This is a genomic window from Pseudomonas sp. RIT-To-2 (assembly GCF_029623465.1).
Classification (GTDB): Bacteria; Pseudomonadota; Gammaproteobacteria; order Pseudomonadales; family Pseudomonadaceae; genus Aquipseudomonas; species Aquipseudomonas silvicola.
The window spans coordinates 17,465-34,737 of the sequence record NZ_JAPYKM010000021.1 but is presented as its reverse complement, the minus strand read 5'-3'; the positions used below and the strand labels follow the sequence as shown (position 1 = coordinate 34,737).

Below are 17,273 nucleotides of genomic sequence, written 5' to 3'. Positions count from 1 at the left end.
TGGCTACCTTGCCCGGACCAATCACCGGGAGCTATTACCATGCACACCAGAGCACTGCCGTTTTTCCTGCCCAAGAACCTCGAACTGCGTTACCGCCAGGATGCGCTCACCGCCCTGCAGGCCAGGGCCATCACGCCCAACGATTACGTATGGCTGTGCGAGCTGCAATCGACCACCAGTGGCCTGCGCGTGGATATTCCCAGCCTGTCCAACGGCACAGCTTTGTGCCCGCGGCTGGCTACCGCCCTGGTGCTCAGCCACAGCGACCAGGACAGCCGCCAGGTGTTTCTGTGGACAGTACTCGACGGCCTGCAACGCTTCGCCGACCGTGTGGCCCTGCATGACAGCCTCAACCGTTTGAGCGGGCTGACGGGCAACGACGTCCCTGACTTTGAACTCACACTGGTCGAACCTGCGCAGGTATTCGAACAGACCACACAGCGTTACGTGCGGCAGCGGGCCCTGACCCTCACCCAGGCCAGTGACTGGCTGGACCGGGTACCCAACCTGCAACAGCGCTTGAGTGCCGAGGTCACCGAGCGCCTGGCGCCCCTGTTTCCCCACAAGCCCGCCATGGCGGACCACCACTGGATTCAGGTACGCGATCAGGACACCGAAACGGTCCACCACGCCCAGAACCTGACCCGCACCATTGTTCAGCAATTTGCCGCCGAACCCTTGCCCGGCGGCCACGAGTACCACTGGCTGGACCTGGACGGCAGGCCACTGGAGGGCGAGGTCCTGACTGCCATGACCACCCTCATGCAGGAGAGCCTGACCGCCCTGGCGCCTGGCTACCGGCAAGCGCTGGAACGCCACTGGCAAGGGCAGGCGCCAACCGTGGCACGGGTGCTGGAAGAAGGGTTCTACCAGAGCCTGCTGCAGGCACGGGCCAACGAAATCATCACCCAGGCGCATTTCGACTGGGTGCGTGAGGCGGTCGAACAGGTACCGGGCAAAGGCCAGTACGCCTGCTCCCTGACCCTGGTGGGCGGTGAGGGTCCCGACACCGTGAGCATTGCTGTCCACGGCTGCCTGCTGATTACTCACCCGACCTGGCCAGATCGTTTTGTGTACGACGGCAACGGCCACCTCCAGCGGTTCTTCAACGAAGAGGCCTTGTGGCAGCAGTTGCAGGCAGTTGGCAACGTATCACCGGCCATCGCCCTCGGCGACCAGGCGCGCTGGAGCGAGCTGTCGACCCCTACCCTGGTCACCCTGCCAGTGGGCAGCACGCCGTTCCTGAGTTGCGCAAAGGCCATTCAAACCCTGCAGGCGCTCAACCTCGCCCATGGGCTGGCGCACCCGCCTACTGCCAGTGCGGCAACAGCAATCGTGAAGGTCGACCAGGCGCTGGATATCCGCGCTAACCTCGATATCCGCCTGCGCAAATGTGGCCAGCAACAGCGCTGGAACAATCACCCAACGCAGATCCCGCCACCCTCGCCGAATTCCTCCGACAACTCCAGCACTGCGCAGGCACTACGGCAAGCCGAAGTACTGGGCCGGGAACTGGAAGCCGTGCATCAGCGTCAGCCCGGCCTGAACACCTGCGTGCACACCTTGCTCAACCCATCGCTGGTCGTCTTCGAGCCACACCTGGACGCCAATTCCGTGTACGTGTCCCTCGCCGCCACCCAACCGAACCTAGAGACATTCGAGCGCAAGGTCTCCCTGGGCCAGTTACTGCCCGAATGGCTGAGCCTGCCCATGGGCGCGCTAACGGATGACAGGTCGCGGGTGGTGGACAAGGACGGCGTCACGTTTCATGGCCTGCCCTGGAGCGTGCTGACGACCGTACTGAGCGACGCCGCCCCGAGGCTGTTGGCCCATCACCGACGCATGCTGGAAAGCCAGAGCGGTTGGCGCAGCGCCAGCCAGTGGCAGGCCCCGCAGCCCGCCATCGTCGACATCCAGGACCGTGCCCTGCGTCTGGAATGGACGCTGGAGCAGAAGAGTTCGGTGCTCGACGCCACACTGCTCGCCAAGCTAAAGCAAGTGCTGAACATGCCCGTGGCGCGTCAACGCTACAGTCAGGGCCCGGCCCACGCCGTGGTCCATGGCCTGACCGTGAAGATCGTCAAAAACCGCGCCGCCGCACGGCTCAGCAACGTGATCGTCGTGCACGCCGCCAACCAGCCAAATGGCAAGGTGCTGTTGTGGTCCACCCTGTACGGCCTGCAGGTATTTCCCAACCTCGCCAGCCTGACCCACTGGGTCGTGAGCAATCTGATTTCGCCGGCGCGCCGCGAACCCTGGCTGGCGCTGCTGCCGCCCAGCGACCGGGTGCTGCTGCAGCAATTGGCCCTCGAATACCCGCCTGTGTTGACCTGCAAACCGTGGCGCATCGAAGGGCACTGGCTGGAGGAAACCCAGCGCATCGAGCTGCAGCGGCAACAACTGTGCGCCGACGAAGCGCGTAAACTGGCGGTACGTTGCCATTTTTCCGGCACCCTGTTCCAGCGCCTGGTGGATTACGCCAGCCGCTACGATACGCTGCGCTGGGGCATGCGCGGGCTGAATATATCCTTGCAGGTCAGGCATCTGGAAGAGACCCTGCCGACGTGGTTGGCTAAGTCGGCCCCTGCTCAGTTGGCCGAGTACATGACGTTGCTGCGACGCTCCCTCGCCGCCGAGCAGCCGTCCAATGACTATTTGTTCGGGCTTCAGGACCTGCACCGGTTTGCCAAGGCCAAGCTGCAAGCGCGCCTGCAGACGCTGATCCCGGTCAACACGCCAGACCCTGACCACATTATGGTCACCCTCACCCAGCATACCCCCGCCGTGCCTCCCACAGGCGACAACCTCCCCATCCCCGCGCTGACCGTCAATGTCAACGAGACCCTGACCCGTTGCGCGGTGGACCAACTGACCACCGTGCAGACACCCGTGCTGAGCCTGACCATGTCGGATGGCAGCGCGGTACCGGCGGCCCTGCGTGCCGACGATATCCGGGGCATGATCAGGGAGCTGGACATCGCCACTCAGTACCAGGCGTATTTGACCGAACACTTCAGTCGCATGGATCCGCAATATACCGAGCGACGGGAACGCTTCGGCAGTGTCTGCGCGCCACAATTGGCGCAAGTGGCCTTCCAGCAGCAGCTCGAGGGCTCGCTGAGCCCGGAAGCCTGTGCGTTCGTGCGCACGGTTGTGGAGATGCCCGATGCGTTGGCCCGGCTGCAAACCCATGGGACGCAAGTGGTCATTCGCCCCTTGCAATTGCTGGGTAGTGAAGAGGCGCAACCGGACGTCGCCGCCGGCATGCACCTGATCGGCCCGGCCGACATGGATCAGGGCCCCTTGGTGCTGTACACGGTCAACGCACCGAATTTAACCTTTCAGGCGTTCAAGCACCGGGCCGACTTGCTGGAACAGGTACTGGCCAGTGACAGCCTGCAGGCACAGATCATTGCACGGCTGCCCGAGGAGGCACGCAGCCGGTACCGCAACGGGGGATTCGTCAACCCGCACTTCCCGATACTGGGCGGTTCGCCCTTCGACATTCCCCTGGTACGACCGTTGGCCGTCACGTTTCAGGCGCCCGCCGAGCAGGGAAACGTCCTGCACTATCTGTTCGACGATGTGATCGCGCTGATGCAGCTACTGGCCAAGGACCATATGGTGACGACATCGGAGGCCGACCGCCGTGCCTTTGTCCAGTTGTTGACCCTGGGCACCGAACTGGGCGCGCTGTTTTTACCCAAGGCGCTGACCACCCTGGTCAACCTGTGGCAATCCAAGGACTGGCTGGTATCGTCCCTGAGCGCTGCCGCTGGCCATCGGTGGGGCGAAGCGCTGGCACGGCTGTCGGCCAGCCTGTTCCTGCTGCTGGGCGCGCGATCGGCTGAGCATTTGCCCGCCGCGGGTCAGCCCGTGTCCGCGCGCTGGCGGGGCGAACCGCAACGCACTGGGGTACCCGGTGCCAGGGAGAGCGAAGTTTCCCTGCACCTGGTGAGCTACGAAGTGCCAGGCCTGGAGCTGCGCAGCATGACCAAGGACCCTGCGCGCCACCTGTTCCGCAAGGATGAGCGCCGCTTTGCGATCATGCACGGCCGCGTCTACGAGGTAGAGCCTTTCGAGGGCGCGTGGCGCATCATCGAGGGCGAACGCAAGGGGCCGCGCATTCATTGGAGCGACAGACTTGAATGGCAGCTCAGCGGCGGCGAAAACCTGCGCATTGGGGGCAGTACCACAAGGGAAGCAGAACTGGTTTTCATCGAATCCGACCTGGCGGGCATCCTCACCGTCGACGCTCGTGGCATGCCGAGTATTCGCGCCAAGGACACGCTGCATGCCAGCATGATCGAAGAGGCGCATCGGCAGGCCCATACGTACCTGAGCAATGCCCTGGAAAACCTCAATGCCAAACAGCAGTGGCAGCCCTTGCCCGCGCGGACGGAAAGCCTGATTCGGGAATTCTTCGGCGTGCCATCCAGCTCCACGACCTTGCTGCACAAACTGCGCACGCAGCTGGAGCAGATCATTACCGAGCTGCTGGACCCCTCGCTGGCACCCGAAACCTCGATGCGATTCGTGATAGGTCGCAATGCGCCTACCCATACCGAAACCTTGGCGCTGACGTTCCCTGATGATCCTCAGCACGACATCTACCTTACCGAAACCTTCTTCAACATCGACGCCAACCTGATCAAGCAGGTGGACCCAAGCAAAGGCTTCAACCTGTATAGCCACTATCAGGCCTGCACCCTCATTCACGAACTGGCGCACATCGCCAACAACGCCAGCGATATCGCCTACGTGGGCGCGTTCCGGCCGTTCGAAGATGTGTACTACAACCGCAATGCCGCTGACCGGGCCACCGTCAGCGCCCTGGTGGCGGCCCGCGACGGTCTGTCCCATATCACGCCGCGCAGTCAGCTGTTCACCGTTGCCGACCCGGCTACATCGATGGTTCGTGATCTTGGCAAAGATGAGCCCAGTGCTCTGAAAAAAGTGCTGAGCCTGAGCAAGACCAAGCGGCTGGACACCGCACGCGACATTTTCCTGACCGACCCCGAAGTTCGCACCAACATCATTCTGGCCAACGCCGACTCGATAGCCCTGCTGGTCACCCTGCTGGGCCGTGAACGGTTCGAAGCCCCCGCAGGCTGAGCAAACGCCCGTCCCGACCGACGACCGGGGCGGGCGCTTCTGGCCCCTTCACGGGAAAATCACGAATTTTCCACAGCCGGGGGTTCAAGATTGTGATGGTCCGTTCGTCCTATACCTATGAGCGACGAAAAAAAATCCAGGACCAGCTCTGCGACAGGAGTTTTTACATGCATGACTCGTCAATGCCTTCATCGCCCCAAGGTACCGCCAGCACGCGGCCCGAGGCGCCACCGCGCGGTGAACGTTGCGCCAACAGCCAGATCAAGGTGCTGCTCAAGAGTTTTGGCCTGCGCACCAGCCTCATCCGCCTCAAGGTCATCGACACCTTGCTGGAGGCCGAGCACGCTGGGCGCAGCGCCGGGGTGCGCACGGTGCACACCCATTTGCAGGAGCTGGACATTCCGCTGTCGTTTCTCAGCGTGCGCGAAGTGCTCAAGCGCCTGTGCAGCGAAGGCGTGATCGAGCTGCAGGCAGACAAGACCTATTCCCTTAGCCAGCAGGCGCTGGCAATGCTGCACCCCTACCGGCTGTCCTGAACCACTGGACGCCACGCGGCCTGGCGGCCACTGCTACACGGTTTTGCAGCAGCGGCCCCGTGGCCGCTGCCTGCCTACGGCTTGACCTTGCGGCGCATGATGCCATTGAGCACGACGACCACCACCGCCACGCCGATGGCGATGTACTGGAACGGCTTCTCGCCGAGCATGCCGCCCTTCTGCATCCATGACAGGCCCAGCATGATGGCCAGTACGACAAGGGAAATGATCACGGAATAGATAAGGCGTTGCTTCTGGGTCATGGGGCTGTCCTGGTTCATTTGTATCGGTTCGGTGTCCTGCGGCACACCAAGCACATACCCGATCGCGGGGATGCGCCGGGGTTTTCAGAGTCTCATAGTACAGTGCCCATCCTGCTTTGTGGACGGGTGCTTCACTTATGAGGATTTACCCATGCTTCGTCGAATCACTCTGCTGATTCCCCTTCTCATGACCGTCTCGCTGAGCGGTTGCTGGATGTTCATGCCACCAGGCGGGGGTGGTGGTGGCCACGGCGGTGGCGGTGGCGGTGGCGGCGGTTTCGGTGGCGGCCACGGCGGCGGCCCCGGCTTCATGCAAGGACGCTGATTTCGGAAGCGAGCCCTCGGGCTCGCTTTTTCATGAGCGCTGCAAGGGCGCACGCCATAAAAGTAATCCCTGCCAAAGGGGCGTAACTATCCATTGCCCCATCGGTTCGCCTACTCATCTCCCCCTACCCATGGCCTAGTAGCCATCAGCCACTCTTGCAGGTTTTGCGGCCTGCAGCGCCGCACAGGCGATTCCCACTACAAAACAACGCCCATTTTCCTACTCCCCCTATCACCGTTGCCGCCTGTGGCGCCGGGAAATACCACATAGAATCTGCCTCAGTACCGGGCAACGGTCAGGTACGACGCCAACCCTATCTCCATCACAAGGACGTCAACATGGATATCAATGACCTCAAGCAAGTCGACATCAGCCAACTGCCACATTCGCTGCAACGCCTGATCGAGTGTGTCGGCGTGGAGCATGCCTATCGCCTCACCTGCCTGTACGGTGGTCGCCCCAAGTACATCCCCAAGCACCCCCAACGCACGGCACTGGCGAAAAACCTGCCACCCGAGGCACTGGCACGGTTGATCGAGCGATTCGCGGGCCTGGCGCTGGAAATTCCCAAGGCAGATCATTTCTGCCGGCAATTGCGCAACCGGCAGATTCACCAGGAAAGCTCCAACGGCAGCTCGCGCAGTGAACTGGCCGACAAATACGGCCTGAGCCTGCGCCAGATCGGCAACATCCGGCGCCAGGAGAACCTGGCCCATGACGCCTGAGCAAGGTTGCCGGTATCGGGAAGGCGGGCGCTGCCCCGCCGGTCAGAAATCGCGCTTGTAGAATATGTCCAGGGAGCTGGCCACACCGCTGGCCACCTCCACATACACCTTCTTGCTCAGCTTGTAGCGCAAGGCGATGGTGTTGGCGGGTTCGAACACCCCCACGCCGTAGCGCAGGCTGAGCTTCTCCGACAAGTTACCGCTGGCCACCACGCTGGTGGTATTGCCACTGCCTTGGGTATCAAGCTGGAAGTCCTTGATGCCAAGGTCCTTGGCCAGGCTTTCCGTCACCCCTGAGCTACCCGCCAGCCCCAAGCCCAGTGCGGCCTGCGCCAGCATGTTGTTGTCCTCGCCGGTGGTGCTCAGCGGTCGGCCCAGCACCAGGTAGGACAGCGCCTGTTCCTGGCTCATGGTGGGTTCCGAGAAGACCTCCGTGGTGGGCTGTTCGGCACTGCCGCTCAGGCGAATCCCCGCGATCACATCATCGGTCTGGCGAATGGCTTCGATGTCCAGGTAGGGCTGGTCGATCGGCCCGGCGAACAGCAACCGCGCGCGGCGGATGGTCAGGCGCTGGCCATAGGCACGGTAACGGCCATCGTTGAGGTTCAGCTCGCCGCGGGTGTCCAGGTTGTCACCGATGTGCACGTGCCCGGCCAGGTTGGCGGTCAGGCCGAAGCCATTGAAGGTCAGCTTGTCCTGGCCCACCTCGACATTGATGTCCATGGCCATCGCCATCGGCGCCTGGGCGGGCGGCGCCTGGTGGCCCACGATGACCGTGTCATCGGAGAGTTTGACTGTCGATGGCGGCAACTCCCGCACGGTGATCGCCCCGCTGGGGATCAGCACCTTGCCGGTCACTGCCAGCCGGTCATTGGCCAACTGGACATGCAGGTCGGGGGCGGCCTCGAGTTCGGCATAAGGTTCGACCGTTACCGGCAGGCGATCGCCCTTCAGGGTGATATCGGCGGCCAGGGCCTGGCCCCACTGCACATGACCACCCAGGCTACCCTGCCCGGCCTTGCCACTCTTCCAGTTGCCCTGCAGGGCCAGGCTTTCACCTTCGATGCGTGCCTGTACCTGCAATGCCTCCAGGCTGACCGGCAGTTGCGCGCCTGCCACCTCACCGTTGCTCAACGTCAAGTTGCCGTTGACCTGCGGCGCCACCAGGGTGCCGGCCAACTGGCCGCTGCCGTCCAGGTGACCGGCGAGTTTTTCCACCATGGGCGCGAATGGTCGGCCAATGCCCAGGTCCAGGCCTTGCAAGCGAAAATCCCCCGACAATGGCTTGTTGCGGGCCAGCGGGTCGATTCGGGCGTTGACCTGCAACTGCCCCAGGCGCTCGCCCTGGAACTGCAGTTGGGTGTCGATGCGGCGTGGCGCCAGGCTACTGGTCAGGCGCAGGGTCTGATAGGGGAAGTCCAGCCACTGGCCCTTCTCTTTCAGGCGCAAGGTGCCGCCACTGGCGTCCACCACCACCTGGCCCTTGGGCCCGCTGGCAGGAAGGTCCAGCTGCAGGTCGGCGTTGAGCAGGCCCTGCCAGGCGAAATCCCTGGGCAGCCACTGGGCCAGGCTCTGCAGCGGGAACTGCTTGAGGTGGTAGCGAATCTTCGGTTCCGGCATCAGCCGCTGGTCATCACCACACAGGCTGGCATTGCCCGACTGAAAGCAATGGGCGCCCAGGTTCAGGGTACCGTTGGCCAGACGCTCCAGCTTGGCCGGGGTGTTCAGGCGCCAGTCCTGGCCGCCAGCCTGAACGTCGGCGCTGGCCAGGCGGCCGCGCCAGTTGCCTTTGTCGAGGCTGCCGTCGAGGCCGAGGGCCAGCACCAGTTGCGGCCCTTTCAGGTTCAGTTGCAGTTGCTGCTTGCGCAGGTCGCCGGCACCTTTGGCGGTGAGGGTACCCAGCGTCGTGTCCCCGGCGCGAATGTTCGCCGCTTCCAGGCTCAGGTCCGCGCGCTGGGCCTTGTCCAGGGTGGCGGTGAGCTTGAGACTCTGCAGCCGGTTATCGTCCAGGGCCAGGCCCTGGCCTTGAAGGTTGAGATCACCCTGGGGCGCCTGCAGGGTGCCGGCGGCGTCGAGCCGGCCCTTGACCTGGCCCTGCAATTGCGGCCACAGCTGGCCCAGGCGTGGCAAGTCAAGGTCGATACGCCCGGCCAGGCGCTGGTCCAGGCTGCCGCTGCCATTGATATGGTTGTCGCCCAGGCGAATATCGAGGTTGGCCAACGTCCATTGCTGGTCGGCACCCTGGGCCTTGACCTGCAGCACCGCAGGCTGACCGCGCAAGCGGCCCTTGAGGTCAAGGTCGGCGTCCAGGCGCAGCACGCCGTTGGCCAGTTCACCTTTGCTGCGCAAGGGCCCGGCCAGGTTGCCTGGCAGTTGCGCTACCCAGAACGCGGGGTCCAGGTTGCTCAGGTCAAGCGACGCGTCCCAGCGCACGGCATCGGCAAACTGCAATTTCAGGCTGCCGGTGGCCTTGCCCTTCCCCGCCGCCACTTCAAGCTGGGGCAGGAACACATGGCCCAGGTCGCCGGCAAACGGGCTGATCAGGCTGAAAGGCCCGGCCGGGCCGGTGAAGTCGCCATTGAAATAGCCGATGTAATTGCCGTTGTGGTACGACACCTCGGTGGTCAATCGGTGGACAGCCACCTGGGGCTCGGCGATTTCCGGGTAGAGGGTGTGCCAGGGGAAATCCAGCCAATCGAGCTTGGCCTCGGCACTCAAACCCTCTTGCCAGCCAACCTTGCCGGTAAGTCTGACCCGCTGCTGGTCGCTGGCACCCAGTTGCAGGCCCTGCACCTGGGCACCCTTGGCGTCGGCAACGCCGGTGAGCGCCAGATCCATGGGCTGCCCCTCGGCCGGTACTTGCGCCTTGCCGACGATCTGGTAGCCCGCCTTGAGGTCACCTTTGGCCCGCAGGTCCACCTGGTTGAGCTGCAGGGTATCCGGCAAGCTGGGCGCCGCCTTGAATGCCGGGGACACGATGTGCAACTGCGCGGGCAGGTTATCGGCCAACGGTTGCAGTTCGCCGTCCACGGTAGCCGGAAGGTAACCGCTGCTCTGGCCCTGAAGCCTGAGGGTATCAAGCAGGTCGCCGTCGATGTCCAGGGCCAACTGCCAGGGCTGCTCGCCGATCTTTGGCAATTGCACCTGAGCCTGGGCCTTCAACGGCCAACGCCCGCCAGGCACCACGGTTCCGCTGAGGTCCAGGCTGAGGTCGTCGCGCTGGGCGTGCAGCGTGTCGATGCGCAAGCCATCGGCGGTCCACTGGGCCGCGAGCTTGAGCTTCTGCACCTGCTCGTTGCCATCGATCTGCAGGCTGCCCAGGTACACCTCGCCCAGTTGCAAGGTGATGGGCAGCTTGAGGTCCGGCAGTTGCAGGGGCTCACTGCTGCTGGAAGGTGCGCTGGGGGGCAGGGTCAGGCTGATCTGCTCCACCTCCAGGCGTTCGATGCACAGGGTCAGGTGCAGCAGGCACGAGGGTGACCACTCCATCAGCGGGGTCTGCAATTGCAGGCGCGTGCCGCCCTGCTCCCAGGTGACCTGGTCGGCGCGCCAGTGCCCGCCCAGGTGGCCCTGGAAATTGTCCACGACCAAGCCTGGGACCCGCGCCAGCACCCAACGGCTGCCGGCGGTGGTTTCCAGCACCAGCGCGGTGCCCAGCACCGCCAGCCCCACGACGGCGACCACGCCGCCACCGGCCCACGACAGGCCGCGTTTCAACAGCCGATTCAAAGCTCAGGCCCTATGGAAAAGTGAATGCGGAAACCGCCCGGGTCTTCCAGGGCGTGTGCCAGGTCGACACGGATCGGGCCTACCGGCGATACCCAGCGAATACCCACGCCGACACCAGTCTTTAGGCTGGGCAGTTCAAGGTTGTTGAACGAATTGCCCTGGTCGACGAACGTGGCGATTCGCCATTTCTCGGCGATGGAGTATTGGTACTCGACGCTGCCCGCCATCAGGTAGCGGCCGCCGATCCGGTCGCCGTCGGAGTTTTCCGGAGACAGGGTCTGGTAGTCGTAGCCACGTACACTCTGATCGCCACCGGCGAAAAAGCGCAGCGACGGTGGAATCGACTGGTAGCCATTGGTGGCGCTGCCGCCGAACTGCACGCGGCCCAGCAGGCGATGGTTCTCGCCCAGGGTCGTGAGCCCCTTGAGCAGCACGTTGCCGTGGATCAAATTGGCGTCCGAACCCAGTCCCTCCTTGGCCACCTGGGCATCGAACTGCAGGCGGTAGCCATTGTGGGGGTCCACCTTGTTGTCGCTCTTGAGGTAGGAATAGCTGATACCGGGCATCAACAAGGTGCTCAGGCCGCTGTCGTTGCCCAGGCGGTACTCCTCGCGCTGCCACTTGAGGGAAATGACCCGTTGCCAACCGCTGGGCAGCTTGCTGTGCCACTCGGGGCCTACCGTGAGCAGTTTGCTGAGGCTGTCGGTATCGGCGATTTCCTCGTACTGGTAGCCGGCGGCCCAGCGCAGTTTGTCGGTCAGGGGCGGGTCCAGCGGGGTGTCGTACCACAGCCCGATATTTTGCCGCGGGGCCGATACTTCCGCCTCGGCCCCGTAGCTATCGCCGTGGGAATTGACCCAGTGGCGCGTCCAGTTGGCCTTAACACGCGGGCCGACGTCAGTGGAATAGCCGGGGCCGATGCCCACGGTGCGGGGCTTGCGGGTCTTGAGCTGGACCTCCACGGGAATGACCTGAGCCTGGGCATTGGTGGGTGTAGCGTCAACCCGCAGGCTTTCGAAATAACCGCTGGACTGCAACGCCTGGTTGAGTTCGGCCACCAGCTGCGAGTCATACGGGGTGCCGGCCTTGAACGGTACCATGCGCTGCAACAGGTCATCGTCGAATGGCGTGTCACCCTCGAAGTGCACGGCGCCCAGGCTGTAGCGCGGACCGCTGTCGTACACCAGTTCGATATCGGCGACGCCGGCCACCGGGTCCACGGCCAGCGTCTGGCGGGTGAAGTGGCCCTTGAAATAGCCGTAGCGTGACGCCTGGTTCTGGATCAGGTGCTTGGCGTCTTCGTAATGGCCGTGGTTGAGCACGGCTCCCGTGCGCAGGTCGGGGCTGTCGGGCAGCCGAAACAGTTTGAACTGGCTGGCTGGCCCTTCGACACGAATACTGACAGTGCGCAGGTGGATGGGCTCGCCCGGTTCGATGCTCAGCACCAGTTGCGGGTTCTTGCCATCCTTCACCTGGCTGGCGATGTGTGCCTGGTAGTAGCCCAGGGCCTGGGCGGCCTTGAGCGCCTGTTCTTCGGCACCGTGGCTGAACCGCTCAAGGGCCTCGGCGTCGCGATCGCCGAGGCTGCCGATGTAACCTTCGACGTTGGCCTTGAGCCCGGAATTGGCTGGCTTGACCTGCACCACCAGCTCGCTCTGCGCATGGGCAGCGAAACTCGTGAACAGCAATACCAGACCGCGGGTAAATCGTCCTGAAAACTTCATGGGGCGGATGCTATCACGGTAAAGCGCCATTTTAAGAGGGTAGCGGGCCTCGTAAGAAATTGATTCTAGGCGGGAATATGTACCAAATGTTGCGGGTTGGCATGAAAGAACACATGTTCGCGTACCGGGCCCACGGCGATCTCGCCAATTTCCTCGTAGCCCTGGCGCTCATAGAAAGCCAGGTAGCGCGGGTTACCCGTGTCCAGTACCACACCCTGGGAATGTTCATCCTCGGCACACCAGTTATGCACGGCGGTCAGCAATTGCTCACCGAAATGATGGCCCTGGAACTCCGGGTGAACGGCCAGCAACGGCAGTACATGCACGGCATCGCTGGGCAGGCACGCGAGCACCGACTGGTAGTACTCCAGGTAGCGGCGGGTGCAGCGCACGCCAGTACTGAGCAGCATGCGCAGGCGCCAGGCCCAGCTTTCGGTGATGCCCAGGCGCCGTTGCGGCGGCGCGATAAGCGCCACGCCCACCAGGCGGTCCTGGTGCAGCAGGCCAATGCCTGGCAGGTCCTGGAGGAAGTGCTGCTTGACCAGTTCGCGCACCGTGGCCCGTACCCGTTGCTCATAACCGGGGCGCTGGGCATCGAACACGTAGGCGAAGGTGGGCTCATGGCGGTAGGCATGGTAGAGCAGCGAACGGGCTTCGCTGGCGTAGCCACTGTCCAACAACACGATCTGGGCGGGTTCGCTGACGATTTCGGTCATGCATTACTCCTTGCAGCACGGCCCTGCTGGAGTGCGGGGCGTTGTTGTATTGGGGTGCCGGCGTGGCGCAAGGTTCCCCCGTGAATGGACGTTAGCACCCCACCAAACGCCTCGCTATGCTGGCCCCCACCTGCCCCATCCGTTAGCATCGACGTTTTGCCCAGGACCGCCGCCTCCATGAAGATCGTCTCATTCAACATCAACGGCCTGCGCGCCCGGCCTCATCAGCTGGCGGCGCTGATCGAGAAGCACCAGCCCGACGTCATCGGCCTGCAGGAAACCAAGGTCAGCGACGAACAGTTCCCGCTGGCGGAAGTCGAGGCACTGGGGTACCACGTGCATTTCCACGGCCAGAAAGGCCACTACGGCGTGGCCCTGCTCTCGCGCCAGGCGCCGCTGGCTCTGCACAAGGGCTTCGCCACCGACGAGGAAGACGCCCAGCGCCGATTCATCTGGGGCACCTTCGCTGACGCCAACGGTACGCCGATCACCGTCATGAACGGCTACTTCCCCCAGGGCGAAAGCCGCGACCACCCCACCAAGTTCCCGGCCAAGCAGCGCTTCTACGAAGACCTGCAAGCCCTGCTGGAAGGCCAGTTCACCAACGACCAACCGTTGGTGGTGATGGGTGACGTGAACATTTCCCCAGAAGACAGCGACATTGGCATCGGCCCGGATAACGCCAAGCGCTGGCTGAAAACCGGCAAATGCAGCTTCCTGCCCGAAGAACGGGAATGGATGGCGCGCCTGAAGAACTGGGGCCTGGTGGACAGCTTCCGCCACCTCAACCCTGAGGTGGCCGACCGTTTCAGCTGGTTCGACTACCGCAGCCGCGGCTTCGAGGACGAGCCCAAGCGCGGGCTGCGTATCGACCTGATCATGGCGTCCCGAGGCCTGCTGCCACGGGTGGCCGACGCCGGGGTGGACTATGAGCTTCGGGGGATGGAGAAGCCTTCGGACCACGCGCCGATCTGGTTGAAGCTCACTTGAGGTTGCAGTACTCGGCTTGCCGATGGACGCTTAAAGGTCTGTAGCCCACAGGCAAGAACCGCATTTCTAAACGTTTTGCTGCAGAAAAGTCGATTTCTAAACGTTTTACCGCAGCTTTAATGGTTTTGCTGCAGAAATGGGGGGTTATACTCCCCCCTTCCTCAGCACCCCTGATGACCTGCCCATGTCCGAAATCGGTTACACCTGGATCGCCCGCCATACCGGCGTTTCGCCGGTCCAACCTTTCGCAGTGGTTAGTCAGATCAACGGGCGCCGTGCGACGACCCAGGACGGCGATCTGCGCACAGAGGTGTACCCGGAACGCTACCGCCCCCAGAACCTGCTGATCGACCACCTGGTATTTGCGCTGCGCTACGAGGGCATTCACCTGGAATTCCTGGCGCGGCTGTTCGCGAAAGTGTCTGTACGTGAGCAGTTGGAACACTGGATCAATGCCGAGCCATCGGGTACCTATGCCCGCCGCCTGGGGTTCCTGTGCGAGTGGTTGACAGGGCAACCTTTAGCCATCACCCAAGCCATCCAGGGCAACTATATAGACCTGTTGGACCCGACGCTGTACGTCACCGGCGCTGCGGTGAAGGTCTCTCGCTGGAAGGTACGCGACAACCTGCCGGGTACCCCGGACTATTGCCCCTTGATCCGCCGGGTGGACAGGATCATCGCTACCGAGCAATACGATATCCGTGAGCGCCTGGACTGCCTGCAGGCCGATTTCGGCCTGGACCTGCTGCTGCGCAGTACCGTGTGGCTCACCGTGAAGGAAAGCCGCGCCAGCTTCCTGATCGAACACGAACAAGACCAGGAAGACCGAATTCGCCGGTTCGCCACCGTCATGGAAAGCGAGTGCGGCCAGCACCCCGATCCCTTTGCGCCCGAGGTGCTCGAATCGCTGCAAGCCAGCATTCTTGGCCAGTCGGCGCTGCGTTATGGCTTGAGGCGGTCGCCCGTGTATGTAGGGCATGTGGCGCGGTTCGCACCGGTGGTTGACTATATCGCCCCCCACTGGACGCACACCGCAGCACTGCTGCGAGGCCTCGGGGATTTTTTGAGGCGAACGACGTCGGTACATCCGATCATTCGGGCTGCGGTCGCCTCCTTCGGTTTTGTCTACCTGCACCCAATGGCGGACGGCAATGGGCGGCTGTCGCGCTTTCTGATCAATGACGTGCTGCGCAGGGACGGGGCGATCCCAGCGCCTATTATCCTGCCGATATCGGCCACTATCACTAACAGCACCTATAACAAAGCGGCTTACGACCAGGCGCTGGAACGTTTTTCTCGCCCCTTGATGCACCATTACGCGACCTGTTACCGCTTTGGCGAATCCCGGGTTGCTGAAGACGGCGTCGAATATAATCTGCATTTTGATGCCTATGACGACGCCCTGCCGGCCTGGAAATACCCTGACCTGACCGCGCACTCGGTGTACCTGGCCCAGGTCATCGATAGTACGCTGACCCACGAAATGCGCGCCGAAGCTCAGTTTCTGCAAAGCAACGAAAAGGCACGAACCAGCATCAAGGCATTTCTGGAAGCACCCGATAACGAGTTGGACCGCATCATCCATGCCGTGCGCGAAAACGGAAACGTGCTCTCGGGCAAACTGCGCAAGAAATACCCGCTGCTGGACCAGCGTCCTGAACTGGCAGAACGCTTGGTCGCGGCAGTGCGCACTGCCTTCGAGGCTATCGAGTGATACAGCCTGTCACACCCCCGTAACCCCCCTGTCTTATTCTCCCGGCACCGCCTTTCGGCCTCACCGGTAGCCCGCCATGCCCACCCTCGCCCGCCTGCTGCTGTGCCTCACCTGCCTGGCCATGCCCCTGGCCGCACGGGCCGAGGTGCCGGTGCTGCGCATTCAGGGTTCCAACACCATTGGTGCCGAACTGGGGCCTGCGCTGGTCAAGGCACTGCTGCTGGACCAGGGCTTGCGCCAGGTGCTGGTGCAGAGCGGCCCGCATGCCAACGAACAACAGGTCAGCGCCACCACGGTAGACGGCCAGCATTTGCGCATAGAGATTGACGCCCACGGCACCAGCACCGGTTTCACGGCGCTGGAGCAGGGTGATGCCGACCTGGCAGCCGCCTCGCGGCCCATCAAGGACAGCGAACTGGTGGCGCTGGACAAACTGGGTGACCTGAAAAGCGCTGAAGCCGAACAAGTGATCGCCATCGACGGGGTGGCGGTGATCGTGCACCCGGACAACCCCGTGCGGCAGTTGAGTACCGAGCAACTGGCCCGGGTATTTGCTGGCGAGATTCACGACTGGTCGACCCTGGGGCTGGGGCACGGCCCTATTCATCTCTACGCACGAGACGAGCAGTCGGGCACCTGGGATACCTTCAAGGAACTGGTGCTCACGCCCCGGGGCAAGAGCCTGGCGGCCAATGCCCGGCGCCTGGAGTCCAGCGAACAGTTGTCCGACCAGGTCAGCCACGATCCCCAGGCAATCGGCTTCATCGGCCTGCCCTATGTGCGCCAGGCTCGCGCCCTGGCCATCGGTGATGGTGCCGCGCAGGCCATGGCCCCCACCATCAGCCTTATCGCTACCGAGGACTATCCGCTGTCACGTCGGCTGTACTTTTACCTGCCACCGGCGCGCAGCAACCCCTGGGCTCAGGCGCTGGTGCGTTTTACCCAGAGCGACAAGGGCCAGGCCATCGTTGCCCGGTATGGGTTCGTGTCCCAGACCGTGCAGGCGATCCAGGTGCCGGGCACCGCCAACATGCCCGTTGATTACCGCCACCTGGCCGGCGAAGCACAGCGCCTGTCGGTGAATTTCCGTTTTGCCGAAGGTAGCGCCAGCCTGGACAACAAGGCCTTGGCCGATGTGCAGCGGGTATTGGAATACCTGCGCGCGCATGGCAAGACCTTCAAGGACGTGACCCTGGTGGGGTTTGGCGATACCAAGGATGACAGCGCCCGCGCCTTGCTGCTGTCGCGTTTGCGGGCCATGACCGTGCGCCGCGAACTGGTACGCAACGGCGTGGTGCTGCGGGATATTCGCGGGCTGGGGGCCGAGATGCCTGTGGCGACAAATGACCTGGATGAAGGCCGGATCAAGAACCGCCGGGTCGAAGTGTGGGTGTATTGAACCGGTGGGAGCACAGCGTGCCGGCGAACGGTGC

The 17,273-nt window shown here is 63.3% G+C and carries 11 protein-coding genes; 7 read left to right on the top strand and 4 right to left on the bottom strand.

Annotated elements, in window-relative coordinates; genetic code table 11:
- The first annotated feature begins 39 nt into the window (after window positions 1-39).
- Entirely contained in the window at window positions 40-5,115 is a 5,076-nt protein-coding gene (locus QBK88_RS18745) for a dermonecrotic toxin domain-containing protein (RefSeq protein WP_277963200.1), read from the top strand.
- Between the two features lie 167 nt (window positions 5,116-5,282).
- A complete protein-coding gene (locus QBK88_RS18740; protein WP_277963199.1) occupies window positions 5,283-5,651 on the top strand; it encodes a fe2+ zn2+ uptake regulation protein in 369 nt (122 codons plus the stop codon).
- Between the two features lie 74 nt (window positions 5,652-5,725).
- Here the strand turns inward: QBK88_RS18740 and QBK88_RS18735 are convergent, their stop codons facing one another.
- A complete protein-coding gene (locus QBK88_RS18735; RefSeq protein WP_268143824.1) occupies window positions 5,726-5,914 on the bottom strand; it encodes a hypothetical protein in 189 nt (62 codons plus the stop codon).
- A gap of 151 nt (window positions 5,915-6,065) precedes the next feature.
- Here QBK88_RS18735 and QBK88_RS18730 point away from each other — a divergent pair, with 151 nt between their 5' ends.
- On the top strand, window positions 6,066-6,239 hold the full coding sequence (locus QBK88_RS18730; RefSeq protein WP_277963198.1) for a hypothetical protein: 174 nt from the start codon (window positions 6,066-6,068) through the stop codon (window positions 6,237-6,239).
- Between the two features lie 338 nt (window positions 6,240-6,577).
- Window positions 6,578-6,964 carry a Mor transcription activator family protein gene (locus QBK88_RS18725; protein WP_268143828.1) on the top strand — a complete coding sequence of 129 codons (387 nt, stop codon included), beginning with the start codon at window positions 6,578-6,580 and terminating at the stop codon, window positions 6,962-6,964.
- 42 nt (window positions 6,965-7,006) lie between these two features.
- On the opposite strand, the gene QBK88_RS18720 is transcribed toward QBK88_RS18725, so the two are convergent.
- The 3 genes from QBK88_RS18720 to QBK88_RS18710 all read right to left on the bottom strand — a co-directional run bounded on the left by QBK88_RS18720 (window position 7,007) and on the right by QBK88_RS18710 (window position 13,133).
- Window positions 7,007-10,681, bottom strand: coding sequence for a translocation/assembly module TamB domain-containing protein (locus QBK88_RS18720; RefSeq protein ID WP_277963197.1), 3,675 nt, complete (start codon window positions 10,679-10,681; stop codon window positions 7,007-7,009).
- A gap of 8 nt (window positions 10,682-10,689) precedes the next feature.
- Entirely contained in the window at window positions 10,690-12,417 is a 1,728-nt protein-coding gene (locus tag QBK88_RS18715) for an autotransporter assembly complex protein TamA (RefSeq protein ID WP_277963196.1), read from the bottom strand.
- Between the two features lie 65 nt (window positions 12,418-12,482).
- Window positions 12,483-13,133, bottom strand: coding sequence for a GNAT family N-acetyltransferase (locus QBK88_RS18710; RefSeq protein ID WP_268143832.1), 651 nt, complete (start codon window positions 13,131-13,133; stop codon window positions 12,483-12,485).
- 177 nt (window positions 13,134-13,310) lie between these two features.
- Between QBK88_RS18710 and xthA the strand changes: the two genes are divergently transcribed.
- The 3 genes from xthA to QBK88_RS18695 all read left to right on the top strand — a co-directional run bounded on the left by xthA (window position 13,311) and on the right by QBK88_RS18695 (window position 17,239).
- Window positions 13,311-14,123: an exodeoxyribonuclease III gene (xthA, locus tag QBK88_RS18705; RefSeq protein ID WP_268143840.1), complete on the top strand. Its 813-nt coding sequence runs from the start codon at window positions 13,311-13,313 to the stop codon at window positions 14,121-14,123.
- 184 nt (window positions 14,124-14,307) lie between these two features.
- A complete protein-coding gene (locus tag QBK88_RS18700) occupies window positions 14,308-15,840 on the top strand; it encodes a Fic family protein (RefSeq protein WP_277963195.1) in 1,533 nt (510 codons plus the stop codon).
- A gap of 76 nt (window positions 15,841-15,916) precedes the next feature.
- Window positions 15,917-17,239, top strand: coding sequence for a substrate-binding domain-containing protein (locus QBK88_RS18695; RefSeq protein ID WP_445764960.1), 1,323 nt, complete (start codon window positions 15,917-15,919; stop codon window positions 17,237-17,239).
- Window positions 17,240-17,273: the final 34 nt, after the last annotated feature.